Origin of the sequence: Acinetobacter terrae (genome assembly GCF_013004375.1) — a bacterium.
Taxonomy (GTDB): domain Bacteria; phylum Pseudomonadota; class Gammaproteobacteria; order Pseudomonadales; family Moraxellaceae; genus Acinetobacter; species Acinetobacter terrae.
The window spans coordinates 44,433-68,935 of sequence record NZ_JABERI010000025.1 but is presented as its reverse complement, the minus strand read 5'-3'; the positions used below and the strand labels follow the sequence as shown (position 1 = coordinate 68,935).

Here is a 24,503-nt window from a genome sequence, read left to right as displayed (position 1 = left end):
ATAGCCTTAAGCTTCGTATTCTTTGAGGGTTTTGGTGAATTCAGACAAAACGCTCATTTTTTCTAAAGCTTGTCCACCGTAAATAATATCATGTGCCAGTGCCACGCCTTGTTTATAGCTTGTGGTTAAGCCGGATACATAAATGCCTGCACCTGCATTGAGTGCAATCATGTTGGCTGCTTTTTCACCTTTGGCCGATTTTTTCTTGCCTAAAGCATCTTTAATTAAAGCCAGACTTTCAGCGGAATTTTCAACAATCAAACCGGTTAAAGTCTGTGATTCAATATCGACATCTTCAGGGTTAATCATCCATTCCGTGATTTCACCATCTTTCAGTTCAGCGACATAGGTGGATGATGCCAGACTGATTTCATCCAAACCATCTTTGGAATGAACTACCATGACATGTTCAGCACCGAGTTGTTTCATTACTTCGGCAATCGGGCGGCAAAGTTCATTGGAGAATACACCGAGCACAAAACGCTTTACTCCAGCCGGATTGGTCAGCGGACCAAGCAAGTTGAAAATACTACGAATACCCAGTTCTTGACGTGGACCGATCGCATATTTCATGGCTTTGTGATGATTAGGTGCAAACAGGAAACCCACACCCATTTCACGGATACAGCGTTCGGTTTGTTGCATATTCAGGTTTAGGTTAATGCCTGCTTTTTCAAGCAAGTCAGATGAGCCTGATTTAGAAGACACACCACGGTTACCGTGCTTGGCAATCGTTGCACCGGCAGCAGCAATCACAAAACTGGATGCGGTAGAGACATTAAACAGGTTTTGACCGTCACCACCTGTGCCGACAATATCAACCAAATGTGGAATATCGCTGACATCAATTTTAATCGCAAATTCACGCATGACACGTGCGGCCGCAGTAATTTCGTCAATGCTTTCGCCTTTTAAGCGTAGGCCCATCATCAGCGCCCCGATTTGAGCATCAGTGGCTTCACCAGACATGATGCTGCGCATCACATCTTCCATTTGCGGCTGAGTCAGATGAATTTGTTTGGTAATATTATTTAAAGCTTGTTGAATATTCATTGTGTTCACTATGCATAAATTTCTAAGAAGTTTTGAAAGATTTGATGACCATGCTGGCTCAAAATCGATTCAGGATGGAACTGCACGCCTTCGACGGCTAATGTCTTATGTTTTACACCCATGATTTCTTCCATGCTGCCATCGGCTTCATTGGTCCAACAGGTCACTTCTAAACAATCTGGAACAGTCGCCTGATCAATCACCAGTGAATGATAGCGCGTTGCCGAAAATGGAGAAGGCAGGTTGCTGAAAATACCTTTGTTGCTGTGGTACATATCGGACAAACGACCATGCATGACGTTCTTTGCACGAATAATATCGCCACCAAAAGCTTGTCCAATAGCCTGATGTCCTAAACACACACCTAGCAACGGAATTTTTCCGGCAAAGTGCTGAATTGCGGGAATCGAAATTCCTGCTTCGCTTGGTGAACAAGGGCCAGGGCCAATCACCAAATACTTGGGTTGCCATCGCTCGATATCTTCCAATGTCACGGCATCATTACGGACAACTTTTACCTCTTGATTTAACTCGCCAAAATATTGGACGATGTTATAGGTAAAAGAGTCATAGTTGTCGATCATGAGAAGCATTTTGAGCGTAACCTCTTGAAATGTATTGCAGTAATTAACATTGGATTTTATTGTTACTCACAATGTTACTCACTTTGCATAAAGTTATTAATAATTCAGGCATTAAAAAGCCGCTTATTAAGCGGCTACTTTATCAGTTTTTGAATGCCTTGTGACAACTTCGTTTACATAACTATTTAGATAGTAACTTCGCGGGCCATCCTTATGTGGAGCAACTATTTCTCCTTTTTTGATCCTGTCGTAAAAAGTTGGCTCAGACATATTCATTCGTGATGCAAACTCTTTAATACTTACTCGACGCTCATCTTGATGAGCAAGAGCATATTTCAGCTCCTGCATCTCATTAAATATCGCTTGGAGCAAGTCGCTTTCAGCTTCGGTACGCATCAAGACACCTCCTTGCATGCTTCAACATCGTTAAACTCGTCTCTGGTCATTGTTCCAAGAAGCGATACTGATAAAACAAAACAGTCCAGCAGATCATCATTCGTTAGGCCGCACTTTTCTCTTGCTGCCTTTTTCATGAAATCCAAATCGCCTTGTGTGATATTTGTTGATTGACCTGTATCCAGAATTCCGTGAGTAAAAGAGCCAGTTCCACTTATTTCTCTACGCTTGAATGAGTAGGCGATTAATAACCAGTGATATTTAGTGGTTTCAATAGGAGATGTATTGAAAGTCATGAAACCTCTCCCAAACTCAAAACCACACTTCTCGGCAATCCGCTTAAATAAGTGCTAAACAAGTGATACAACTTGTCCGCATTCATCTCATTAATTTCAATCAATGCACCTGTGCCAGACTGAACACGTTGCCTTGACCATCCGCGCATATCGAAAGTGAACTCATTATCGAAATCAACGGCATTTAAAATTGCATTGAATGAGCCGACATCACCGGCATTCCATGAATCGATGTAAGGCTTATCGCGTGCCGTCATGTTGTCGATCTGCAACTGAGCAAACTGGATGTTTGTTTTTTGGATTTCAGTCATTGGCTGGCTCCTGTGCTTCGATCGCTTCTTCTTCGGTATCAAAAAACTTCACTTCTGTGCCATGACGTTTTCCAGAAGCTAATAATGCAAAACAAGGCTTGTTACTTATTTCAATAACTTCAAGGCAATCAACCTCAACAATTGCATTAATGTCATGGTCACTGGTAATGGCATCTTCTATCCGGGTAAGACATAAGCTTACCAATGCTTGAAGCTCTAAACTGAATCATGTTCAATCACCTCAGTTTGAGCTTTGATGTAATTCAATAACTCATCAGGCACGATGTAGTGACCAGTGATTTGCTCCAAACTAATGAGTCAGCACAAGCTTATCAATTCGCTAGACAGGCCCACAAAGCCAATGCTGAGCTTACTAGTAGAATGCCACTGCTTCAGGATGCCTTAAAAGGCGTAGAGCCTGACAAGTTATTTAATAAGCATATTCTGGGTGGTAATGCAGCTCAGTTAGATGAAACTATTAATGTGCTTAAAAATACAAATCCACAGGCGGTAGCTGATATTAAGCAGCAAACTCTGCTATGGATTAGTAATAAGTCAGTAAATCAGAACGGTGGTTTTAGTCCAGCTGGAATGAAGAAAGCTTTAGATAGTTTAGGGGATCGTAGACTCGCATCAATGTTTAGCGCCAAGGAAGTGAGTCACATAAAAGATATTGCGAAAGCAGGGCATTACCTTGTTACGCAACCAAATCACTCCTATGTGAACAATTCAAACACCTCTGCAGCACTCATGAATTTCTTTGGTGGTCTCATCAATAAACCGGGTGTACGTGTTCTCTTATCACCACTTAAAGATGTGGCTGATTCGGTAAAAGTAAGCAGATCATTAAAAGGATCGGTTGCCAGTGAAGCAATCCCAACAACAACCAATCCTCTTATTTCTAACGCTCAACTTGAAATTATCAATAAACTTTCCAAGGCTGGACTAATTAGTGGGGCTAATTTGCAAGATTAATTAATCTTATATTTTGATCTTAGTGAGTTATTTATAAATTTTGAGTCATATATGCCACGATCAATATCTGGGGTTTCATTAGAACATCGAGCCTCAATTGTTGATCGAGGAAACTCTAAAGACCCAATAAACCCTATATTTGATGGTGTGGTATTAGTTTGAGCAAAAGTGGTATTTCCATAACTTGTAATGGTTGAATTGGCCGTTTGGGTAGCAGGCAATACAAGTGCGCTTTTCTTTATATCGTTTGATGATTTAACCACAGCAAAAGAACTGCAATTCCGCTCAAGCATTAAATCGGAAACTCTCAAGAGAGCAAAATCATTAGCTCTTTCTCTTGATGTTTTCTCATTTCCTTTAAACACCACTCGAAAGTAATTTGGCTCAAGCTCAAGGCTGTCAAAACCACCATTAAAAGCAAATCCATTAGGCTTGTATGGTGTTGCACACCCACTTAACAAGCAAACCCCAATCAAAACACAAGCAGCTTTTTTCATTATTAATCCTTAAATCCCTATTTTTATTAAATTAAACCACATCAACCGCCTTAATTGGCGGTTTTTTTATGGGTAATCGTATGTCAAATATCGCCACACCAATGCCGCAAATTCGGGCTAGATTTACAAGTAAGCTAGGCATTCCGTTGTCTGGCTGCAAGGTTTACACCTACGAACCAAATTCAAACATCCCAAAAACCACGTGGATTGATATCGACAAAACAGTTGAAAATACAAATCCTATTTTGCTTGATGCGGCAGGTGAAGCGGATATTTTTCTTGATGGTTTATATCAAATAGTTGTTAAAGATCGGTTTGGATTTACAGTCTATGATGTAGAAAAAACAGGTTATGAACAGCCTGTATTTAATGACGGCTTATTGCTCACATGGTCAGGTCGGACGCAAGAGCAGAAAAATAAAGACAACTTGTCACTTTATGATTTTGGTTACATTGCAGATGGGACGCTACATCCATTATCCGAGAAATACGCAACACTCGCAGCAGCGCAAGCCGTGTACCCAAGCGCAACTGCATTAACAGACTCGATTGATACCGTGGTTGTGCAAAAAGCAATTGATTACTGTAAGGCGCAGGGCAAAACAACCAAAATTAAAACACCTGCGGGCAAGTCCATTCACAACAAAGAGATTGTGTGGAAAACATACGCATATTTTGAAGGTGTGAGCTATCACGACACTAAATTCCAAAAAGCTGTAGGTTTTAATGGTCGTCTGATTGTTTCTGAAAACTTCGACTCGATCAAAGGAACTGATGCCTCGCTAAATGGATTGCCAATTACCGATTTCGGTATCGTCAATATCCAGTTGGATGGTAACTATATTCAGAATGACGCATATATAAATAATTTCGGCAAAGGGAATTTATTTATTTACGGCACCAAGTACAAACTACACGTAAAGTCGGTCAATTCTGATGGTGTTGGTGTGTGGCTTGAGTATGGCGGAAGTGAAGATTTTGAAAACGGTATTATTCGTGATGCAGACATTAACCTTGTTATTTTCGACACAGCACATGAAGGTTTAATCTTTAAAGGTGCGCCAGATATTATTTTATCTAAAGTAATCCAGAAGGGTGCGGGTAAAATTACAAGCGCCGATGCGCGAAACTACACATTATGGTCAAGTCCAAACTACCCAACACTGGGCAGGCTTGATGGTATTGTGTTTGAGAAAGGTGCTGAAATTGGTGTCATCCACTCATTCGGTAATTATGTCGGTTATGGTATTCGCCTGGTTGATGGGCGTATCAATGCAGACCTGATGATCTCTGAGTCTGTATTAGGTGGTATTGATGTTTACGCACCTGTATATGGAATCATTGATAAATTACAGGTTCACAATGTGAAGGGTGGTGTTGCATACGCTGATCCTCCACACGCTTCAGTAGGCACATTCCCCAACATTGATATAAAATCAACTGCAGGGCTTATAATTAACACGATTCGTTCGGATCATAGCGGCTCAGGAATGACAGGGCAAAACCACTTGCACCTAAAAGGCTTTAATTGTTGTATCGGCACATATCGCGTTGATGGCTTCGGTAAAGCTGGACACGCTATCTATTGTGATGCTGTAGCAAGTAGCAATTCAATCGGGCAATACATTGTAAATAACATTGTGGGCAATAGTGGATTTGATGGTGCTGCGTCTGCTGTAGTTGTTCGAAACAGTAATAATGCTGCGCGTCAAAACTTCTTTGTTGGTGGGGCTGTAACAAACTGCCCTGTCGGGCTAAGAACTATTGGCACAAACCCTCGAATAGAAAAAATTGAGATGCACGGCTCTGGTGTTACAACCGTCTTTGAAGGTGTTGAAAAATCCAACCCTGGTCAAAAATGGGATATTGATATTGTTGATACAGCCATTAAAGTTAAATCTGTAGAGTTTACTGGCGTAGCTTCATTCGACCCAACCATAACAACAGCACAAGAACTAACAATCCCGCACAACTTGATTTACTCGCCTGCAATTAAAGATATTCAAGTTTCGATTGTTGATACCCCTACAGGCTTGTCATCTACTGCTGAAATTCAGTATGTGTATGTATCGGCAATTTCAGCAACGGATATTAAGGTTGCTGTAAAAATGAAAGTTGCTAACGGATTAAACACAACGCCTTATGTCACAGTAAGCGCGTCAATCTAGCGATTAATAAAGCAATCTACAACCAACCCGGCTTTAATTTGACCGGGTTTTTTATTGCCAAATTTTTAGGGGGCGCAATGGCTGATAGGGCGCATTTAACAGCAGAAACAGCAGCAGTCATTAGCGATGTTGCAAGTAAGACAACATACATCGGAGGTCTAGGCGGCTTTTTCGCTTGGCTCTTATCAATAGACATATTGCCATGGGCAGGGCTTTTTGTAGCCATGGCAGGTTTGATAGTGAATTGGTACTACCGACGACAGGAAAATAAACGCGCTCAAGAAATCCACGAATTAACACTAAAGAGACTGAGAGAAGATTAATGAAGTTTATAAACGAAGGTGCCTGGAAATATCTTTCCGTAAAGCTCCCAATCTTGGGGGCTTTTTTAATGCTCGTATTAATTCCTGCATTGCAATGGGCCTTAGATTTCCAAGTTATTCCACAACAACATCACGCCTTAATTATCGGGATTATCATTCCAGCACTGGCATGGATTGGTAAAAAGATTGCACAGCCTGAATTGCATCAATCCACAAGTTCAGCACAAATCCAAGCCTTTGCAAGTGTGCTACCCACTACACAAAAAATATTCATGCTCGGTGTGCGCTCAATCAATAATTTAAAAGGCGTGCATCCTGATTTAGTGAAAGTGGTTAAACGAGCTATTCAAATCTCTGAATGCGATTTCACTGTAATTGAAGGTGTGCGTACCGCAGCAAGACAAGCCGAACTTGTAAAGCAAGGTGCAAGTCAGACCAAAAATTCACGCCACCTTACAGGCCATGCAGTTGATCTTGGTGCATGGGTAAATGGCACGGTGTCATGGGATTGGAAATACTACTACCAGATCGAAAAAGCCATGAAGCAAGCAGCCAAAGAACTCGATATTCCGATCGAATGGGGCGGTGACTGGAAAACCTTTAAAGATGGACCACACTTTCAATTACCATGGGGATATAAATAATGACCACACTAACTATTACTGGTGCACTCTCTAATTTTGTTGATGCTGTGGACGTCGGGCGTGAAATTTATCAAACCGCCACAAATGCCATGGATGCAGCCGAGAAAGAGCGTGAATCTGGTGCTGATAAAAAAGCATGGGTACTGGCGTTCGTAAAATCATTTATCACCGATCTTGGTCAAAATTGGGAACGCTGGGCGAAAGTCATCATTACTTTTATTGACTTTGCGAAGTCGGTATTTAATAGTAAGCGGTATTAAAAGATAAAGCCCTCATGTGAGGGCTATTCTTTCCAACTATCAATAATATTTGCCCAATCCTGAAGCATTTTTCTGCGTTCAGTTAGATGCTTTGAATGGTCGTAAGTTGCTTTGGTTTTATTGGCTTCTTGGTGGGCTAATTGCTTTTCAATCCATTTCTCATCATAACCAAGCTCATTTAATAAAGTTGATGCGGTAGCTCTAAAATCATGTGCTGTGACATTTTGCATGATGTACTGCAATGCTCGATTGATTGTAGTTGCTGGCATCATGCCGCCATTATAAACAGCCTCAAATACATGCTTTTTACGACCTGTAAGTTTTTTCTGACGCAGCAATAATTGATAAACCTGTTCAGACATTGGAACAATATGCGTCTTATTTTTCTTGGTAAGTCGCATGCCTTTCTTGATTTGTTCACGTGTCTGTTTTTCAAAAGTAATAGTTCTATTTTCAAAATCGACAAAAGACCACTGCATACGCCTAATCTCAATCGTTCTAAGCATTGTGTAAAACAAGCATAGGATTGAATTCACTGTAGACTCAGCACCACCATAGCTGTTGATTCTTGATCTAAAATACTTTCTTTCAGTCAGTGTTAAAGGTCGTGCATGCTCAACCTCTGGGCGCTCAATCACCTCACGTACCGCATAAGTCGGGTCGTTCTCAGCTCTTAATGTCGCAATGGCATATCTCATCACAGAGCCAATCTTCTTCCTATTCTCAATTGCTGTGACTTCACCAGTACCCCGGTTGTTCTGATCCTGTATACGCTTGACCGTATTCTGCATAATCTTAAGCACGTCGGCAGATGTGATATCTTTAATATTTTTATGACCAATCACACCGAATACATCTTTTTCCATGGACCTGTGAAAAGCATCGATATAGGTTTGAGACTTTTCTCTTAATCGCTCAGCCGCATATTCATTTGCGATAATTGCAAAGCTATTTTTATCAATATTATTCAAGTCTAATTTTTGCTGCTGACGATGTGCAGCTGGATCAATATTGTTTGCGAGCAATGTTTTTATCTCTTCTTGTTTTTGTCTGGCATCCGCTAAACCAATAATCGGATATTCACCCAAGCTAATCATAGATGCTTTACCCGCAAAACGATAACGTACTCGCCAGAGCTTTGCACCAGTTGAACGAACCTCAATACAAAGACCACCCTGATCAGCAATTCGATACGGTTTATCCATGGGTTTAAGTTTTTTAATTTTAGTATCGTTAAGCATTGTGTGAGTAACTTGGAAAAACCGAGGCGTTACTCACTATATTACTCACAAAAGTGATTAATTCAATTTAATTCTATTTAATAGCATTTAAGGCGAATAGTTTAAAAATAAAGGCTTGCTGATTTTGTTTTAATAGCATTTTATTGTATTTAATTGCAGTGGTTATTTTCGATCATTAAAAGCATGAGCTAACCTATTGAAATTTACGCACTTATATGTGCTCGAATAGTCCAGGAATACTCGCAGGATTGCTGTTTTTAATGGCCAGCCTGATATAAATGAGGCGAATAAAAACAAGTCAAAAATGGAGTGCGAATAATCATAGCAAAAAATAAGCATTTTCTGCTGAACTATTTCTATGATAATGATTTTAGAGGAATCACAGGATCAAAATAAGCTGATTTATTTACATTTTATATTGAATGAAATTCATTGCTTTTTATTTCAACCCTTGAAACCATTTTAAATAAAATGGAGGCTTTATTTAGATTTAAAAGCAATCAATGAGGCGATAAAATTGAATTTAAGTAATAGGCTAACTATAAGTAAGTTTTATTTGTATTAAATTTGATCAGTTGAAGCTGAACTTAATAAAGAAGCATAAATAGAAGGAAATGAGATCTAAGCTTAATCACCAAAATGGCGCACAGCCTTTCTTTATTCAAGTGCTGAAAAAATCTGCTAGTCAAACTTTCTTGAATATAAAATCGTGAAAAAATAATAAGATAATCATCTTCTAAATTTAAATTTATAGAAGGAATTAAAATTAAATAGTTGAAATATTAAGTAATTAAATCATCGACATGGATGAAAATTGATTTTTAAGTATTTATTTTAATCTGATGCAAAGAAAATTGAACCAAATAGATGGAAACAAGGCTCATTTACAACTTTTAAAAACAAATTCGCACCATTTTGATACACTGAAAGCGGCTTTTTAAGCAAAAGTAATTAAGAGTGTTTGAATATGGTGCATTTACATTTGCACACAGTATAATAGCGTCAAACTAAAGTATCTAAATCTTCTATTCTGATAAAGAATTCAATATTTTATCTTTGTTTTTTAAAGTTGGTACGGGATTTGCTTTATAACTGCCAACTACTAACACGCACTTAACAGGTGCAACAAAAAATCATCGGAGCACAATGAGCATGGCGAACAAGGTCCTTCAACTCATCCAAGAAAGTGGCGCAAAATGGGTCGATTTTCGCTTTACTGATACTAAGGGTAAAGAGCAACACGTAACTTACCCAGCAGATACGATTGACGAAGATACATTTGAAGACGGTAAAATGTTTGATGGTTCTTCAATTGCCGGTTGGAAAGGCATCGAAGCATCTGACATGATTTTACGTCCAGATCCTGCAACATGCTTCCTTGACCCGTTCTTTGCTGAAGCAACGGTTGTCGTAACTTGTGACGTGATCGAGCCTTCAACTGGTCAAGGTTACGACCGTGACCCACGTTCAATTGCTCGCCGTGCAGAAGAATATTTAAAATCTACTGGTATTGGTGATACTGCATTCTTTGGCCCAGAACCAGAATTCTTCGTTTTTGACGAAGTAAAATGGGAAATCGATATGTCTGGCGCGCGCCATACATTAATCGCTGAAGAAGCTGCATGGTCAACCAACAAAGACTACGAAGGTGGTAACTCTGGTCACCGTCCACGTGTTAAAGGTGGTTACTTCCCAGTTCCTCCTGTAGATTCTTCACATGATATGCGTGCAGAAATGTGTGCAAAAATCGAAGACATCATGGGCCCTGGTCGTGTAGAAGTACATCACCACGAAGTTGCATCTTGCCAGTTAGAAATTGGGGTGAGCTTCAACACCATGGTTCGTAAAGCCGACGAAGTTCAACAGTTTAAATATGCTGTTTGGAATGTTGCGCATCAATACGCTAAAACTGCAACCTTCATGCCTAAACCAATGGTTGGCGATAACGGTTCTGGTATGCATGTTCACATGTCTATCTCTAAAGATGGCAAGAACTTGTTTGCTGGTGATGAATATGCAGGCTTGTCAGAAATGGCGTTGTACTTCATTGGCGGTGTGATCAAACATGCTCGTTCATTGAATGCAATCACAAACCCTTCTACAAACTCGTACAAGCGTTTGGTTCCGCATTATGAAGCGCCGATTATGCTTGCTTACTCAGCACGTAACCGTTCAGCTTCGATTCGTATTCCTTACGTTTCTAGCCCTAAAGGCAAGCGTATTGAAGCACGTTTCCCAGATCCAATGATGAACCCGTACTTAGGTTTTGCGGCATTGTTGATGGCTGGTCTTGACGGTATTCAAAACAAGATTCACCCAGGTGAAGCTGCTGATAAAAACTTGTATGATCTTCCTCCTGAAGAAGAAGCGAAAATCCCAACAGTTGCTCATAACCTAGAAATGGCGCTTGAAGCACTTGAAGCGGATCATGACTACTTGTTAAAAGGTGGCGTGTTCACGAAAGAAATGCTTAATGCATATATCGAACTTAAAACTGAAGAAGTACGTCGTCTTAACACGACTACTCACCCAGTTGAGTTTGATATGTACTACAGCCTATAATTCTTTCGCGAATTTAAGCTTTAAAAACCCGCTCATGTAGCGGGTTTTTTTGTATCATTGTTTTTGAAACTCATTATTGTAAATATTATGGCGCAACGTAAAAAACACACCAGCTTTTATCCATGGATTGATCCTAAAGATCATGAGCAAGGTTTTAAAATGAACTTTTCTGCCGTGACCTATGTAGAAGTGGGACGCACTGTGGAAGACTATAAACAAGCAGAATTTGTGGCATTAAAAAATCCAGAAATGGCACTCGATTTCGACTATCCACAAAGTTTTTATTTGAGTGCCGAAGGGATGATTTTAATCAAGACAGTGCAGGGCAAATTTGAAGTGATTGCCAAAACAGATAATTGCTAATCGCATTTGATTGGATATGATAGGGAAACGGTGATGGCTGAGTTAACATCGGTTATTGCTAAAATGATGTATACATGAGATTAAAATCAATCAACCTAAACGAGCAGTGGATTTATGCAAAACAAGCGAGCATGTAAACGACAGGATAAACAGATTCCTGCTGAATTACGTGAATGGTTGTATGCATCGGGTTCACTTACGCAGCAACTGACAGATTTGGCGGGTGGACTATTTAAAGTACAGCCCATCCAAGAGCGTTTTTTGCGTCTAAACTTTGCCGACAGCCAGTGGATGAATATGCCACATCAGCATACCTCATGGGTGCGTGAAAGCTATTTATATGGCTGCGAAGCGGAGCCTTGGGTCAAAGCGAAAAGTATCTTTCCAATTTTAAGTCTGCAATCTCATGCACGTATCTTTCAGCATATTGGCAAAAAGCCGATTGGCTGGTTCTTGTTTCAACGCACCAATCCACATTGCGAGCGCCGTGTGATTCTGCTCGAAGATGGCTGGACACGGCAAAGTTGCTATACTTGGCATGGTTGTAAATTTATTGTTCAAGAGACTTTTTTGCCTGCTTTTGAACAGTTTATTCAGCAAAATACTTCACAATAAAATATTTAACAGAAACCTGGTTAAGGACAGTCATGGACATTGCGCAACAAACTACATGGCGTGAGCGTTTAGCAGCGTATTACTATTTATGTCGTTTTGATAAGCCGATTGGCACAGAGTTGGTGTTTTGGCCAACCATGTGGGCATTGTGGATTGCAGCCAAAGGCGTACCCAACTTAAAAATACTGTTGTTGATGATCTTGGGTGTGGTTTTTATGCGTGCCGCGGGCTGTGCCATAAATGACTTTGCGGATCGTAAAGTAGATGGCGCTGTTGCCAGAACCAAAGATCGGCCTTTAGCGACGGGTGTAATTAAGCCGATAGAAGCCATCTGGGTATTTTTAATTCTTGTTGCTGCAAGTGCCTGTCTGTTGTTTTTCTTGCCGATAGAAACCTTCTACTGGTCATTTGGGGCGTTGTTTTTAGCCTTTATATATCCATTTATGAAGCGCTATACCCACTTGCCGCAAGTATTTTTAGGTGCTGCATTTTCATGGTCCATTCCAATGGCATATACCGCAGTTGGGCAAACACCTGATCTGACCTGTTGGCTTTTATACTTTGGTAATTTAGCGTGGACAGTGGCCTACGATACGCAATATGCGATTACCGACCGCGAATACGATTTAAAAATCGGGGTGAAATCAACTGCAATTTTATTTGGAAAATACGACATTGAAATCATCTCGCTATTACAGGCAGCAAGTGTGTTGCTGATAGGTGCAGCTTTGTTCCGAGAGGCTTTACTTGTACCTTTTGGTTTAATGGCTTTGCTCGTGGTGGCGGCTGACTTTATTTATCAGTGGACAAAAACCAGAGACAGAAATCCGCAACTCTGCTTTTGGGCATTTCGTCATAACCGTTGGGTGGGGCTGATTATTTTTGCTGGAATCTTTATTGCATTGCTTTAATGCTGAGTCGGTCTGAAAGCTAATTTTATAAAAAGCATCTACTAAATTATATTTAGCCAGATGCTTTTTTTATGCTTAATTAGAATGTCGTGGTGATGGCACGACGCAAAATAAAAAGTACGCATAAAATTCGAATAACAAGGAGTTGTGCAAATTATCACGTTCATCACAAGCATCGTGAGCTGTATTTGGAGGGTGCGAGTTTTTCTCAGATTAAACTGGATTTCATTGCACTAATTGTTTTAGCGTTGATTACGCTACCTTTAGCTGCTTGGCTATTTAGAAATAGACTTTCGTAAATGATTTTTTAAAGAATGTCTTTATGCAGTTGTCTGACATTTGGAATTTCAGTGTAGCGTAATACGCGATATCCCGCTTCATGCAGCATGTGATCGCGAAATTTATCTTCTTCAACTTTGTATAAATGGGTTGGGTCATCTAGCTCAATAATCACTAAAACTTGTAGCGATTCATTAAGTAAAACGAAGTCGGTGACTTTGCGATTGAACTGATTGCGAATTTTAAGATTATGACTGGTAATTAACGCACTAAAAGCAACTTGTGCCAAGACATGATATTGAGGAAAGGCTTCTTTTAAACGAACGTACATTCTGCATTCATAAGGCGTAATGACACGTTTGGGATAAAACTTTTTTTTGGTTTTGAAATATTGCTGAGCACACAGGATGATCAATGCAAGACTGGCAATGATACCAATCACAAGAAAGGTAGATGAACTGGAATTAAACACGATACGAATCTACAGATAAGAAAAAACCCACTCAAGTAGAGTGGGTTTTTAGAATTTGGCTCTCCAACCTGGGCTCGAACCAGGGACCTGCGGATTAACAGTCCGTCGCTCTACCGACTGAGCTATTGGAGAATCTGATACGCATTCTATGTATCTAAGCTGAAGGGGTCAAGGGCTTATGCTTAAAAAAACCATGAAAATGAATTGAATGTTTTAAAAATAAACTTATTGCTTATTATTTAAGTGATTTTATGAGGTCTATATAATTTTCTTTACTTTGTAAGGGGTGTGCTTTACGGCATTCGTTGATCAATTGCATCAGCTCGGCTTGGGTAAGCTCAGGCTTGAGCTGTTGTTGAATGTGTTTTAAAACCTCTGGGTTCTTTTGGGGTAAATTACGGGTGCAATGAAATAAGCGTTCATACATGAGCGCGGAAGCCTGCTTTTTATTTTCAGAATTTTGACTACATTGAAACACTGCGAACATGACAACAATCAAAATAATCCAGAAAATGAGAGATTTTAACCAGGTTGCATTCATAGTGGCTTATTAAAATATTTTTATTAGAATTACCATAACTAAATTTTAATAAGCGAACAATAGATAGGGGAATGATCTAGGATTTAAATCAAGCGTGCTGATGAAAGATAACAGATTAAAAGTATCTGTCGCATGAGAAGTAAATGGAAATTTGGCAGATAAAAAAAAGCCCACTTCATGGTGAGTGGGCTTTTTAGAATCTTGGCTCTTCCACCTGGGCTCGAACCAGGGACCTGCGGATTAACAGTCCGTCGCTCTACCAACTGAGCTATGGAAGAATAGATGGCTCTCCAACCTGGGCTCGAACCAGGGACCTGCGGATTAACAGTCCGTCGCTCTACCGACTGAGCTATTGGAGAATCTGATGCGCATTTTAGGGATGAAAACCCAAGTCGTCAACACGTAAATATAAAGAAATGAATCATTTGCCTTATAATTATGCAGATATGCCCTAAAAATAAAAAAACCACCCATAAAGGGTGGTTTTTTATGCAAAAAATAAAATTTATTTTAAATCTTATTTTTCAACGCCAGCTTCTTGGCCAGCATATTTAGCATTTGCATAATCCCAGTTTACCAAGCTTTCTAGGAAAGTTTTGATGTAAGCAGGGCGTGCATTACGGTAGTCGATGTAATAAGCATGTTCCCAAACGTCAATCGTCAACACTGCAACTTTACCGTGAGCAAGTGGAGTGTCAGCATTTGAAGTTTTAAGAATTGAAAGGTTGCCATTTACTTCGTCAGCAACCAACCAAGCCCAACCTGAACCGAATTGAGTTGTTGCAGCAGCAGCAAATTCTTCAGCAAATTTTTCGTAAGAACCGAAAGCTTCATCAATTTTAGCAGCTAAAGTACCAGTCGCTTTACCGCCGCCGTTTTTAGCCATACAGTTCCAGTAGAATGTATGGTTCCAAACTTGAGCAGCATTGTTGAATACGCCAACTTTAGCAGCATCACCAGCAGAAGCTTTAATGATTTCTTCTAATGTTTTACCTTCAAGGTCAGTACCCTTGATCAGGTTATTCAAGTTTACAACGTAAGTGTTGTGGTGTTTGTCATGATGGTATTCTAAAGTTTCTTTGCTAATGTGTGGAGCAAGATCTTCATAACCGTATGGAAGTGCCGGTAAAGTAATCGTTGTCATGTTTTCAATTCCTTGCGTTTTGCTGGGTTTTGACATTAAGTGGCCTTATTGTAATGGATTCTTTGCCTAAATTGCGCATTGCTTATAAATAACAATACAGAATAAAGCCTGAATTTATACGTATAAAGAAAATGTCAAACCGTAAAATTTAAATTAAATCGGATTGTTTAATTCGAAGTAACTATACTCAATATCGAACTGTTCTGAAATAGCTTTTGCAAGGCGTTGTACGCCATAACGCTCGGTGGCATGATGTCCGCAAGCGTAATAATGCACATTCAATTCTTTGGCTTCATAATAGGTACGCTCACTGACTTCACCAGAAATATAAGCATCACAATTTTGTTCAGCCGATTTGCCGATAAAATCCTGCGCACCACCGGTACAGAAACCGATTTTTTGGATTGATGTTTTATCAGCAGGAAGATGAATGGCATTAAAATCTAAACGCTGCGACACATACAGTTTAAAATCTTCAGCAGATACGGGTTGTTTTAAATAACCAATATTACCAATCGGATTACGTTCGCTTGGATCTAAAGCTTCAATATTTTCTAATGCTAAAATATCCGCAATCGCCGCATTATTACCTAAAGTAGGGTGACTATCTAAAGGTAAGTGATAACCCACCAATGAAATATCATGTTGGATTAAGCTTTTTATCCGTTTGCCGCGCATGCCGGTAATCGGGTAGGGTTCGCCCTTCCAGAAGTAGCCGTGATGAACCAATAGCAAATCAGCACCTTGTTCAATGGCTGCTTCAATTGCATCTTGTGATGCAGTTACTGCACACAAGATTTTATTTACATCGGGTTTGCCTTCAATTTGCAGACCATTTGGTGCATAGTCTTTAAATTCGTGTGATTTCAGGGTTTGGTTGCACCACTGAATAATTTCGTTGAGCTTTGCCATAAATTTCTCAAAAGCCTAAATATTTAACATCATCAAAACATATTTTGAATTGTAACTAAAGCATGACAAAACTCTTGCACTATTTTTATGTTTCCTGCTGTATTTCATTTTACAATGGCGCATAAATTACTTAGTCATCAACGAATTAAAATATTGTTAGAGGAAATTAACGTGCGTCGCACATTTACATGGTTACCTTGGGTTTTACTCATTTTGGTCACGCTAGGTTTTCTTGCATGGCAACAATATCAACAGCCTAAAGCACCTGTTGCGGCTGATGGTGTGAAAATGCCGGTAGAGAAAGTAGAGCCTTTAGTCAGTACCACGAGAACAGGCGGTATTGAATCTTACAATGCTGCGGTTAAAGTTGCTGCTCCTGCGGTGGTAAATATTTTTACCACCCAGAAAGTGAAAAAAGCTGAACATCCTTTGTTAAATGATCCTGCATTTCGTGAATTTTTTGGTGATGAAGTACCAGATCAATTCGGGCAGGAGCAAAATGAAAATAGCCTAGGCTCTGGTGTTATTGTTCGTTCGGATGGTTATATCTTGACCAATAATCATGTGATTGCACAGGCTGATCAAATTGTAGTGGGATTGAATGATGGGCGTCGTGCTGTAGCAAAAATTATTGGTACAGATCCCGATTCTGATCTTGCTGTGATTAAGATTGAACTCGACAAGTTGCCGGTTTTACCTTTTAAACTTAGTGCTAATGAAGTGGGGGATGTTGTTCTTGCCATTGGTAATCCATTTGGTGTGGGGCAAACTGTCACCCAAGGGATTATTTCTGCCACCAATCGTTCGGATTTGGGTATCAACACTTATGAAGACTTCATTCAAACGGATGCTGCCATTAATCCGGGTAACTCGGGTGGTGCGCTGATTGATGTTGCGGGTAATTTGATTGGTGTGAACACGGCTATTTTCTCTCAATCAGGTGGTTCATTAGGTATTGGCTTTGCCATCCCGGCGAAGGTCTGTCAGCAAATCCTGAATTCAATTTTAAAAGATGGTCGCGTGGTTCGTGGCTGGTTGGGTATCAGCCTAATGCCAGTGCAACAGGAAAATATTCTTGAACCTAAGCAAACAGGTGTTGTGGTTGCAGACGTGCTTCCTCAAGGTCCTGCAGCCAAGGCTGGAATCAAGAAAGGCGATAAAATTATTCAGGTAAATGGTGACACTATTACTTCTGCATCGCATTTGATTAATTATGTTGCGTTGCAAGCCCCGAATAGCACGATCAAAGTTGAAGTGGTTCGAGATGATAAACCATTAACCCTGAATGTGGTGGTGACTGAACGTAAAGCACAGAATAATAATTCACAATATATTCCTTTACCTCAGTAATAGAAAAATCTTTAGATTCATCCATGTTTAGATAGGGTGAATGGATTAAAAGCGCATTTCGATGCGCTTTTTTTATTGCTTCCTCATTATTTCACTACGAATTTTTATATCTCAATAAATTTATGGCTATGAACAGAGTAACTTGATATCTAGTAGATATTTGCAGATTTGATCTAAAAAAAAGGAAATCAGGATAATTTTTTTATGATGATTTAAATGGTTATAGATTATTTAGGCAAAAAAAAGCCCGCTTTAATGCTGCGGGCTTTTTCGTATTTGGCTCTCCAACCTGGGCTCGAACCAGGGACCTGCGGATTAACAGTCCGTCGCTCTACCGACTGAGCTATTGGAGAATCTGCATGCGATTATAAGGAGATTTTGTGGGGGGTCAAGCTAAAAGTGTCATGATTCCTTAATTTTTGTGCTGTATGCTTTTTATTTAGACAAATAAATCAAAAACGTTAAAAAAACTTGCACAGCCAAAATCGGCTTGTTAGATTAAATGCATAACAGAGCGTTTGAGTGAAAGTTCAAACAGTGTGGATTTAAACCAACTTGCCAGCACTAAAATGGCTAAACAGGAGAAAGCGAATGCATACGCTGACGATTGCCGAAATCTTTTCAAATTTATCTTTTTATCAAGACAACTACCTTTCTATCATTCAAGATCCTGAGCGCTATCAGACTGCGGTTGAAGATGCTTATATCCAAGTGTGGCCTGTCGGTACTCAAGCCTTATATCTGGGTGACTTATTGCAGCTTTGGTTTAGTGATAAATGGTTGATTAATTCCCCTTGTCAATTGTTACTAGAAAGCTATTCAAATGGTCGTAAGCAACCTTTGCAACGTGATCATGATCTGTATTTGTATCAACTGAATGGCAGCGCCTTATCTGGACGCAATAATTCTAAAGTATGGTCGATATCGGAACAGAAGAAACTCTCTGTATCACTCGATAGCGTGTTTAAATATTTATGTATTTATAAAGCGACGTCACGTCCAGAAGTGCCTTTCCCAGAGTTAACGAAATCACTTAAATCGGCTGTTTAATGATGATCAAATGCTAAGAGCTTAAGTAACTTAACTTAAGCTCAGTTGAGTCAACATGCTCCAAATCCAGCATTTTTTGTATTAACGAATAATCATACAAGTTGCAGTGGCATGGGCGTATAGCTTGCCTTCATCATCAATCAGCTGACCTTCAGCAATGCCTAAGCTTTTACTAATATTGATGGTTTTAGCCACAGCTTTAAGCTTGGTATTGAGGGGAACAGGGCGGCACATTTTGACATTTAGGTCGATGGTCGTATAGCTTAGGCCTGCTTCTAGCATGGAAAACACAGCACAGCCAGTGACTGAATCTAAGACCGTTGCAGCAAAGCCACCATGCACACTACCCATAGGATTGAGATGGCGATCATCTGCTTTCACAATGAAAGTCACATACCCAAGTTCAACTTCGCTTGCTGACATGGGAATGGTTGTGGCCATCGACGGCATTGGAATGTTGCCATTACACATCTCTTGCATAATTTGTAGGCCTGAAAGATTCTTGATATTCATTGCCTGTCCTTGTTGTGTTTAAATTTTAGATTGGAACTTAAATTCTAGATGGGTGGATATTAAATCATCAATTTAAAATTGTATTATCGAAGTGTACTGAGTCTTTTGCTTACGGTTAAAGTATAAATATTAAAAATAATGATAAAAATTAGGAATAAAGATGAAAGTGAGATGTTTATGCGGTGCGACTCAATTTGAGGTACAACTGAAGAACCATGAGGTTTGCGCTTGTCATTGCTCCATGTGCCGCCGCCAGACTGGAGGACCATTGATGACTGTAGATATACAGGATATAGATTTTATAGACCCACAGCATTTATCGGTCTTTCGTTCTTCAGATTGGGGTGAACGAGGGTTCTGTAATGCGTGTGGTACCCTAATTTTTTGGCGAACCAAAGACCATACATTTGCCAATATTAATGTATTTTCTCTAGAGCAATTACCAGAGGATCTGAATTTCAATTTAGAGATTTATGTAGATAATCAACCAGCATTCTATTCATTTAACAATCAAACTAAAAAAATGACAGAAGCTGAAGTGATTGCGATATTTTCTAGAGACCAAGAAGAAAAATAATAATTGATGAATATGAAGAGTGTTTACTCGTTTGTATTTTTGATGAATTGAATCAGGAAAGTTTGTAGATTTAAGCTATAGATTTAATAAGTGGATTTACTTATATATATTCGATATATCTAAAGCAGATCGTTGAATAAGGATGTCCAACCATGCTGCTTAAAATCTGCATTGCAATGCTAGCTTTTGCCGCCAATTCGGTTTTATGTCGTCTGGCGCTGGCCGAACAGCAGATTGATCCTATGAGTTTTAGCTTGATTCGGGTATGTAGTGGCGCAGCTGTTTTGTTGCTGCTCTACATATTTTCTGTACAAAAAGCCAAAATACAATGGAATATTAAAAACGGTTTTTCCCTTGCGCTGTATATTGTGGCCTTTTCAATGGCCTATTTGCATATTGATGCGGGTGTAGGGGCATTGCTTTTATTTGGCACAGTACAGTTGAGTATGGTCGGCTATGGCTTATGTCATGGTGAAAAAATCAATATTCAGCGTGGTGCAGGGTTGGGTATCGCAATTCTTGGTATTTTCATTCTCCTGCTGCCGGGTGCAACTGCACCAAATTTAGTTTATGTGGCAATTATGGTGCTTTCAGGAATAGGTTGGGCTATGTACAGCATCGCGGGTAAGAATATGCAAAACCCATTGGCAAGTACGCTGGCAAATTTTGTGATGGCGATTCCTTTTGTATTGCTAGCTTATGTTGCATTTTATACACAAAGCTTTGCAAAGCCTCAAGGTGTACTTTTAGCAGTGCTGTCAGGCGGTTTAGCATCTAGCGGTGCTTATGTGCTGTGGTATGCCATAGTGAAGCATATAGACCGTGTGACCGCCAGCGCTGTGCAATTGAGTGTGCCGTGCTTAGCTATTTTGGGTGGTTCACTTTTTATTGGTGAAACAATCGGGCTAAGGATTGTTTTATCTACCGTGATTGTCTTGCTGGGAATTTTTTTGGTTATTTATACAGGCAAACATAGCGTTAAAGGCAATCACTAAGTCTTTCTTATATTGGATATAAAACTTTGTTATTAAAAAACCCGCGATAAACGCGGGTTTTTTAAATCTTATTTAAAAAGCAGATTATTTTTCAGCAGCAATTGAAGCAATCGCAGCGTCAACGCCTTCGATTGAATCAGCAGCTTTTTTGATACGCGCTAATGCATCTACAAGTACTTCGTCAGCAGTTGCATAAGAAATACGCATGTAACCGCCTAAGCCGAATGCATCACCAGGAACAACGGCAACACCAGTTTCTTCCAATAACCATGCAGAGAATTCTGTGCAAGATTTTAAGCCTTTCGCACGAATCAATGGACGGATGTTTGCGTATGCATAGAATGCGCCATCAGCAGGTAAGCAAGTAATACCTTTGATGTCGTTCAAGCCTTTTACAACTAAATCGTGACGACGTTTGAAAGCTTCAATCATTGGCTCAAGAACGTCTTGAGGACCATTCAATGCAGCTTCAGCAGCAACTTGTGAAATAGAAGTTGGGTTTGAAGTTGATTGAGACTGGATTTTCTTCATTGCGCCAATCAATTTAGCAGGACCCGCTGCATAGCCAATACGCCAGCCAGTCATTGCATAAGCTTTAGACACACCGTTAAGTACAATTACGCGGTCGTAAAGGTCTGGAGCAACAGTTGCGATGTTGTAGAACTCATCATCCCAACGGATTGGTTCGTACATGTCATCTGAAGCAACCAACACTTCTGGGTATTTACGAAGCACTTCAGCCAAAGCTTCTAATTCAGCTTTAGTGTAGATCATGCCAGTCGGGTTAGATGGGCTGTTAAGAACCACTAAGCGAGTTTTGTTAGTGATTGCTGCTTCTAATTGAGCTGGAGTGATTTTGAAACGTTGTTCTTCACCACATTTAACAACAACTGGAACACCTTCAGCGATGATCACCATGTCTGGATAGCTTACCCAGTATGGCGCAGGGATGATCACTTCATCGCCTTTGTTTAACAAGGCAAGGGCCAAGTTAAAGAATGATTGTTTACCACCGCAAGAAACCAGGATCTGGTTTGCTGCATAGTCAAGATTATTGTCGCGTTTAAATTTCGCGATAATCGCTTTTTTAAGACCTGGAGTACCGTCAACAGCGGTATATTTGGTAAAACCGTTGTTAATCGCAGTAATTGCTGCATCTTTGATGTGTTGCGGGGTATCAAAATCTGGTTCACCTGCACCCAAACCAATTACGTTTTTACCAGCAGCTTTAAGTTCAGCAGCTTTATTGGTAACAGCAAGTGTAGGGGACGGTTTGATGGCATTGACACGATCAGAGAGACGTACGTCCACGGCAGTATTCCTTCTTATAGGGATTAAAAAATAAAAAAGCACACTATCTTAGCCTAAAAAACAGGAGAAAGGGGTGCAAGAAATATACGATATGTAAAAAATATATTTTTATGAATAATTGTTTTAATAGTTTTGGCTTTAATGGATACGATTTTATGTTTTTATAAGAATAGAAAATAACTCAAAAAATTGAAAGTTTAGAAAAAGCTTTAACCTAAATAACGCGACTGGATGAAATAAAAAAAGTTTAAACATAAAAATGGCTACATTGAAGTAGCCATTTTTAAGATGCAATTTAAATAGAATAATTACATGAAACGAGATAAGTCTTCTTCAGGGCGCGCAGTGAGTACTTCAACACCAGTTTTGGTTACTAAAAGAGTGTGTTCATATTGTGCAGATAACTTATGATCTTTAGTCACAACAGTCCATTTGTCACCTAATAATTTAGTTTGCCAAACACCAGCGTTCACCATAGGTTCGATGGTGAAAGTCATCCCTTCTTCCAGAACCATGCCGGTATTCGGTTGACCGTAATGAAGGACTTGAGGTTCGTCATGGAACACAGTGCCAATACCATGACCACAATATTCACGTACTACGCTAAAGCGTTCAGATTCAACATATTTTTGAATGGCATTACCGATGTCACCAATGGTCGAACCGGGTTTAACCGTTGCCATGCCACGGTACATTGCCTCTTGAGCAACTTTACACAGGCGGTCAGCCAAAATGGAGGTTTCACCACCGACGATGTACATCATGTTGGTATCACCATGGTAGCCGTCTTTAATTACAGTGACATCAATATTTAAAATGTCACCTTTTTTCAATTTTTTGCTATCCGATGGAATACCGTGACATACCACGTGGTTTACAGAGGTACAAATCACATGCTGGAATGCAGGACGACCGGGCGCTGCACCGTAACCTAAACATGCAGGAATGGCATCTTGTTTGTTGACAATATAGTCATGACAAATCGTATCAAGCTCAAGGGTCGTCACACCCGGAACAATATGCGGTTTGATCATATCCAAGACTTCTGCTGCCAGTCGTCCCGCCACACGCATTTTTTCAATTTCGTCAGGGGTTTTAATGAGTCGACTTGGCGCTTTATAAGTACTGTTCATGATCTCTAAAAACTTTTGGAAATTTGTATGTGACTATGGTATAAATAGCCGCCCATTTTATCAAATGCTTTTTCGTGAATATATTTCACGGGCTTTGTGCGATGGGGCAATAAAATCCGCACATATATCGACACATTTCTCTGGGTGCTCTGCAAAGAGTGGAGAATGCGGATATATGGAGGCCTAACCCAAACTTTAAGGTATAGAAAATGGCAGATTACAACGTAAGCATGCGCGACCTTCTTCAAGCTGGCGCGCACTTTGGTCACCAAACTCGTTTCTGGAATCCAAAGATGCGTGAATACATCTTTGGTGCGCGTAACAAAATTCACATCATCAACCTTGAACATACTGTTCCTGCGTTAAATGATGCTTTGAACTTTGTTAACAATCTTGCTAGCAAAAAGAACAAAGTATTGTTCGTTGGTACTAAACGTGCTGCATCTAACATCATCCGTGAACAAGCGCAACGCGCTGGTCAACCATATGTTGATCACCGTTGGTTAGGTGGTATGTTGACGAACTGGAAAACTCTTCGTCAATCAATCAACCGTTTAAAAGACCTTCAAACTCAATCTCAAGACGGTACTTTCCTTAAGCTTACTAAACGTGAAGCTTTAGAGCGTACTCGCGAGATGGAAAAACTTGAACGTGCTTTAGGCGGCGTTAAAAACATGGGTGGTTTACCTGACGCATTATTCGTAATCGACGTTGACCACGAATCAATCGCGATTAAAGAAGCTAAAAACCTTGGTATTCCTGTAATCGGTATCGTTGATACAAACTCTAACCCAGACAACGTAGACTACGTTATCCCGGGTAATGACGATGCAATCCGTGCTGTTACACTTTATGCTTCTGCTATGGCTGATGCGATTCTTGCTGGTAAAGAGTACGCTCAATCACAAGCAAACGCTCAAGCGAAAGCTGAAGAAGTTAAAGAAGCTCCAGAGGCTTAATGCGTTTTGACGCAAGGTTGTCATTTTTGCGACATGTAATGGTGGCAAATTAAGCGTCAAGAAAGCAG

Annotated in this window: 29 protein-coding genes, 4 tRNA genes and 1 pseudogene; 15 read left to right on the top strand and 19 right to left on the bottom strand. The window is 39.9% G+C overall.

Annotated features, from left to right (window positions below; genetic code table 11):
• Positions 1-6: 6 nt before the first annotated feature.
• From trpD to HLH14_RS10655, 6 genes are all read right to left on the bottom strand, one after another.
• Positions 7-1,053: an anthranilate phosphoribosyltransferase gene (trpD, locus tag HLH14_RS10680; RefSeq protein WP_067724115.1), complete on the bottom strand. Its 1,047-nt coding sequence runs from the start codon at positions 1,051-1,053 to the stop codon at positions 7-9.
• 8 nt (positions 1,054-1,061) lie between these two features.
• Positions 1,062-1,646 carry an anthranilate synthase component II gene (locus HLH14_RS10675; RefSeq protein WP_067724116.1) on the bottom strand — a complete coding sequence of 195 codons (585 nt, stop codon included), beginning with the start codon at positions 1,644-1,646 and terminating at the stop codon, positions 1,062-1,064.
• Positions 1,647-1,763: 117 nt separating this feature from the next.
• Positions 1,764-2,033: a helix-turn-helix transcriptional regulator gene (locus HLH14_RS10670; RefSeq protein WP_171533061.1), complete on the bottom strand. Its 270-nt coding sequence runs from the start codon at positions 2,031-2,033 to the stop codon at positions 1,764-1,766.
• Positions 2,033-2,329: a hypothetical protein gene (locus HLH14_RS10665; protein ID WP_171533060.1), complete on the bottom strand. Its 297-nt coding sequence runs from the start codon at positions 2,327-2,329 to the stop codon at positions 2,033-2,035. The genes HLH14_RS10670 and HLH14_RS10665 overlap by 1 nt, the downstream gene beginning before the upstream one ends.
• The gene (locus HLH14_RS10660; protein WP_171533059.1) at positions 2,326-2,640 is read right to left on the bottom strand and encodes a hypothetical protein; all 315 of its coding nucleotides are present in this window, start codon (positions 2,638-2,640) and stop codon (positions 2,326-2,328) included. Before HLH14_RS10660 ends, HLH14_RS10665 begins: the two co-directional genes overlap by 4 nt.
• Entirely contained in the window at positions 2,633-2,845 is a 213-nt protein-coding gene (locus tag HLH14_RS10655; RefSeq protein WP_171533058.1) for a hypothetical protein, read from the bottom strand. The genes HLH14_RS10660 and HLH14_RS10655 overlap by 8 nt, the downstream gene beginning before the upstream one ends.
• Positions 2,846-2,928: 83 nt before the next feature.
• Here HLH14_RS10655 and HLH14_RS10650 point away from each other — a divergent pair, with 83 nt between their 5' ends.
• Positions 2,929-3,615: a hypothetical protein gene (locus HLH14_RS10650; RefSeq protein ID WP_171533057.1), complete on the top strand. Its 687-nt coding sequence runs from the start codon at positions 2,929-2,931 to the stop codon at positions 3,613-3,615.
• On the opposite strand, the gene HLH14_RS10645 is transcribed toward HLH14_RS10650, so the two are convergent.
• Positions 3,612-4,112: a CC0125/CC1285 family lipoprotein gene (locus tag HLH14_RS10645; RefSeq protein ID WP_171533056.1), complete on the bottom strand. Its 501-nt coding sequence runs from the start codon at positions 4,110-4,112 to the stop codon at positions 3,612-3,614. The genes HLH14_RS10650 and HLH14_RS10645 overlap by 4 nt on opposite strands.
• A gap of 80 nt (positions 4,113-4,192) precedes the next feature.
• Here HLH14_RS10645 and HLH14_RS10640 point away from each other — a divergent pair, with 80 nt between their 5' ends.
• The 4 genes from HLH14_RS10640 to HLH14_RS10625 all read left to right on the top strand — a co-directional run bounded on the left by HLH14_RS10640 (position 4,193) and on the right by HLH14_RS10625 (position 7,507).
• Positions 4,193-6,280, top strand: a complete 2,088-nt coding sequence (locus HLH14_RS10640; RefSeq protein WP_171533035.1) for a hypothetical protein — start codon at positions 4,193-4,195, stop codon at positions 6,278-6,280.
• A 77-nt stretch (positions 6,281-6,357) separates the two neighbouring features.
• Entirely contained in the window at positions 6,358-6,603 is a 246-nt protein-coding gene (locus HLH14_RS10635) for a holin (RefSeq protein WP_171533055.1), read from the top strand.
• Positions 6,604-6,671: 68 nt separating this feature from the next.
• Positions 6,672-7,247, top strand: coding sequence for a M15 family metallopeptidase (locus HLH14_RS15980; protein ID WP_235940494.1), 576 nt, complete (start codon positions 6,672-6,674; stop codon positions 7,245-7,247).
• Entirely contained in the window at positions 7,247-7,507 is a 261-nt protein-coding gene (locus tag HLH14_RS10625) for a hypothetical protein (RefSeq protein WP_171533054.1), read from the top strand. The genes HLH14_RS15980 and HLH14_RS10625 overlap by 1 nt, the downstream gene beginning before the upstream one ends.
• 23 nt (positions 7,508-7,530) lie before the next feature.
• On the opposite strand, the gene HLH14_RS10620 is transcribed toward HLH14_RS10625, so the two are convergent.
• Positions 7,531-8,748, bottom strand: a complete 1,218-nt coding sequence (locus HLH14_RS10620) for a tyrosine-type recombinase/integrase (protein WP_171533053.1) — start codon at positions 8,746-8,748, stop codon at positions 7,531-7,533.
• A gap of 1,146 nt (positions 8,749-9,894) precedes the next feature.
• Here HLH14_RS10620 and glnA point away from each other — a divergent pair.
• The 5 genes and pseudogenes from glnA to HLH14_RS15975 all read left to right on the top strand — a co-directional run.
• Positions 9,895-11,310: a type I glutamate--ammonia ligase gene (gene glnA / locus HLH14_RS10615; protein WP_171255171.1), complete on the top strand. Its 1,416-nt coding sequence runs from the start codon at positions 9,895-9,897 to the stop codon at positions 11,308-11,310.
• 87 nt (positions 11,311-11,397) lie between these two features.
• Positions 11,398-11,673 (top strand): hypothetical protein, encoded by a 276-nt coding sequence (locus HLH14_RS10610; protein ID WP_171533052.1) that lies wholly within the window; start codon positions 11,398-11,400, stop codon positions 11,671-11,673.
• A gap of 114 nt (positions 11,674-11,787) precedes the next feature.
• Positions 11,788-12,288 carry a chorismate--pyruvate lyase family protein gene (locus tag HLH14_RS10605; RefSeq protein ID WP_171533051.1) on the top strand — a complete coding sequence of 167 codons (501 nt, stop codon included), beginning with the start codon at positions 11,788-11,790 and terminating at the stop codon, positions 12,286-12,288.
• A 32-nt stretch (positions 12,289-12,320) separates the two neighbouring features.
• Positions 12,321-13,199, top strand: coding sequence for a 4-hydroxybenzoate octaprenyltransferase (gene ubiA / locus HLH14_RS10600; RefSeq protein ID WP_171533050.1), 879 nt, complete (start codon positions 12,321-12,323; stop codon positions 13,197-13,199).
• Between the two features lie 176 nt (positions 13,200-13,375).
• Positions 13,376-13,498, top strand: a pseudogene (locus HLH14_RS15975) (ABC transporter permease); the annotation flags it as partial.
• A gap of 8 nt (positions 13,499-13,506) precedes the next feature.
• On the opposite strand, the gene HLH14_RS10595 reads toward HLH14_RS15975, so the two are convergent.
• The 7 genes from HLH14_RS10595 to HLH14_RS10565 all read right to left on the bottom strand — a co-directional run bounded on the left by HLH14_RS10595 (position 13,507) and on the right by HLH14_RS10565 (position 16,547).
• A complete protein-coding gene (locus tag HLH14_RS10595) occupies positions 13,507-13,950 on the bottom strand; it encodes a DUF2726 domain-containing protein (protein ID WP_131270112.1) in 444 nt (147 codons plus the stop codon).
• A gap of 56 nt (positions 13,951-14,006) precedes the next feature.
• Positions 14,007-14,082 (bottom strand) — tRNA-Asn (locus tag HLH14_RS10590).
• A gap of 103 nt (positions 14,083-14,185) precedes the next feature.
• Positions 14,186-14,437 (bottom strand): hypothetical protein, encoded by a 252-nt coding sequence (locus HLH14_RS10585; RefSeq protein ID WP_228139732.1) that lies wholly within the window; start codon positions 14,435-14,437, stop codon positions 14,186-14,188.
• A gap of 256 nt (positions 14,438-14,693) precedes the next feature.
• Positions 14,694-14,769 (bottom strand) — tRNA-Asn (locus HLH14_RS10580).
• Between the two features lie 5 nt (positions 14,770-14,774).
• Positions 14,775-14,850, bottom strand: a tRNA-Asn gene (locus HLH14_RS10575).
• 158 nt (positions 14,851-15,008) lie between these two features.
• Positions 15,009-15,635 (bottom strand): superoxide dismutase, encoded by a 627-nt coding sequence (locus HLH14_RS10570; protein WP_171533049.1) that lies wholly within the window; start codon positions 15,633-15,635, stop codon positions 15,009-15,011.
• Positions 15,636-15,788: 153 nt separating this feature from the next.
• The gene (locus HLH14_RS10565) at positions 15,789-16,547 is read right to left on the bottom strand and encodes a Nif3-like dinuclear metal center hexameric protein (RefSeq protein ID WP_171533048.1); all 759 of its coding nucleotides are present in this window, start codon (positions 16,545-16,547) and stop codon (positions 15,789-15,791) included.
• A gap of 171 nt (positions 16,548-16,718) precedes the next feature.
• Here HLH14_RS10565 and HLH14_RS10560 point away from each other — a divergent pair, with 171 nt between their 5' ends.
• Positions 16,719-17,897, top strand: a complete 1,179-nt coding sequence (locus tag HLH14_RS10560; RefSeq protein ID WP_067724209.1) for a trypsin-like peptidase domain-containing protein — start codon at positions 16,719-16,721, stop codon at positions 17,895-17,897.
• Positions 17,898-18,174: 277 nt separating this feature from the next.
• On the opposite strand, the gene HLH14_RS10555 is transcribed toward HLH14_RS10560, so the two are convergent.
• Positions 18,175-18,250 (bottom strand) — tRNA-Asn (locus HLH14_RS10555).
• 238 nt (positions 18,251-18,488) lie between these two features.
• On the opposite strand from HLH14_RS10555, the gene HLH14_RS10550 reads away from it, so the two are divergent.
• Positions 18,489-18,947: a hypothetical protein gene (locus HLH14_RS10550; protein WP_067724124.1), complete on the top strand. Its 459-nt coding sequence runs from the start codon at positions 18,489-18,491 to the stop codon at positions 18,945-18,947.
• 81 nt (positions 18,948-19,028) lie between these two features.
• Here the strand turns inward: HLH14_RS10550 and HLH14_RS10545 are convergent, their stop codons facing one another.
• A complete protein-coding gene (locus HLH14_RS10545; protein ID WP_067724125.1) occupies positions 19,029-19,460 on the bottom strand; it encodes a PaaI family thioesterase in 432 nt (143 codons plus the stop codon).
• Between the two features lie 160 nt (positions 19,461-19,620).
• Here HLH14_RS10545 and HLH14_RS10540 point away from each other — a divergent pair, with 160 nt between their 5' ends.
• Together HLH14_RS10540 and HLH14_RS10535 are read left to right on the top strand one after the other, a co-directional pair.
• Positions 19,621-20,037, top strand: coding sequence for a GFA family protein (locus HLH14_RS10540; RefSeq protein WP_171533047.1), 417 nt, complete (start codon positions 19,621-19,623; stop codon positions 20,035-20,037).
• 152 nt (positions 20,038-20,189) lie between these two features.
• A complete protein-coding gene (locus tag HLH14_RS10535) occupies positions 20,190-21,032 on the top strand; it encodes a DMT family transporter (protein WP_067724127.1) in 843 nt (280 codons plus the stop codon).
• Positions 21,033-21,116: 84 nt separating this feature from the next.
• On the opposite strand, the gene HLH14_RS10530 is transcribed toward HLH14_RS10535, so the two are convergent.
• Positions 21,117-22,343 carry a pyridoxal phosphate-dependent aminotransferase gene (locus HLH14_RS10530; protein WP_067724128.1) on the bottom strand — a complete coding sequence of 409 codons (1,227 nt, stop codon included), beginning with the start codon at positions 22,341-22,343 and terminating at the stop codon, positions 21,117-21,119.
• Positions 22,344-22,651: 308 nt separating this feature from the next.
• Positions 22,652-23,476, bottom strand: a complete 825-nt coding sequence (gene map / locus HLH14_RS10525; RefSeq protein WP_067724129.1) for a type I methionyl aminopeptidase — start codon at positions 23,474-23,476, stop codon at positions 22,652-22,654.
• 209 nt (positions 23,477-23,685) lie between these two features.
• Here map and rpsB point away from each other — a divergent pair, with 209 nt between their 5' ends.
• Entirely contained in the window at positions 23,686-24,435 is a 750-nt protein-coding gene (gene rpsB, locus HLH14_RS10520) for a 30S ribosomal protein S2 (RefSeq protein ID WP_067724130.1), read from the top strand.
• Positions 24,436-24,503: the final 68 nt, after the last annotated feature.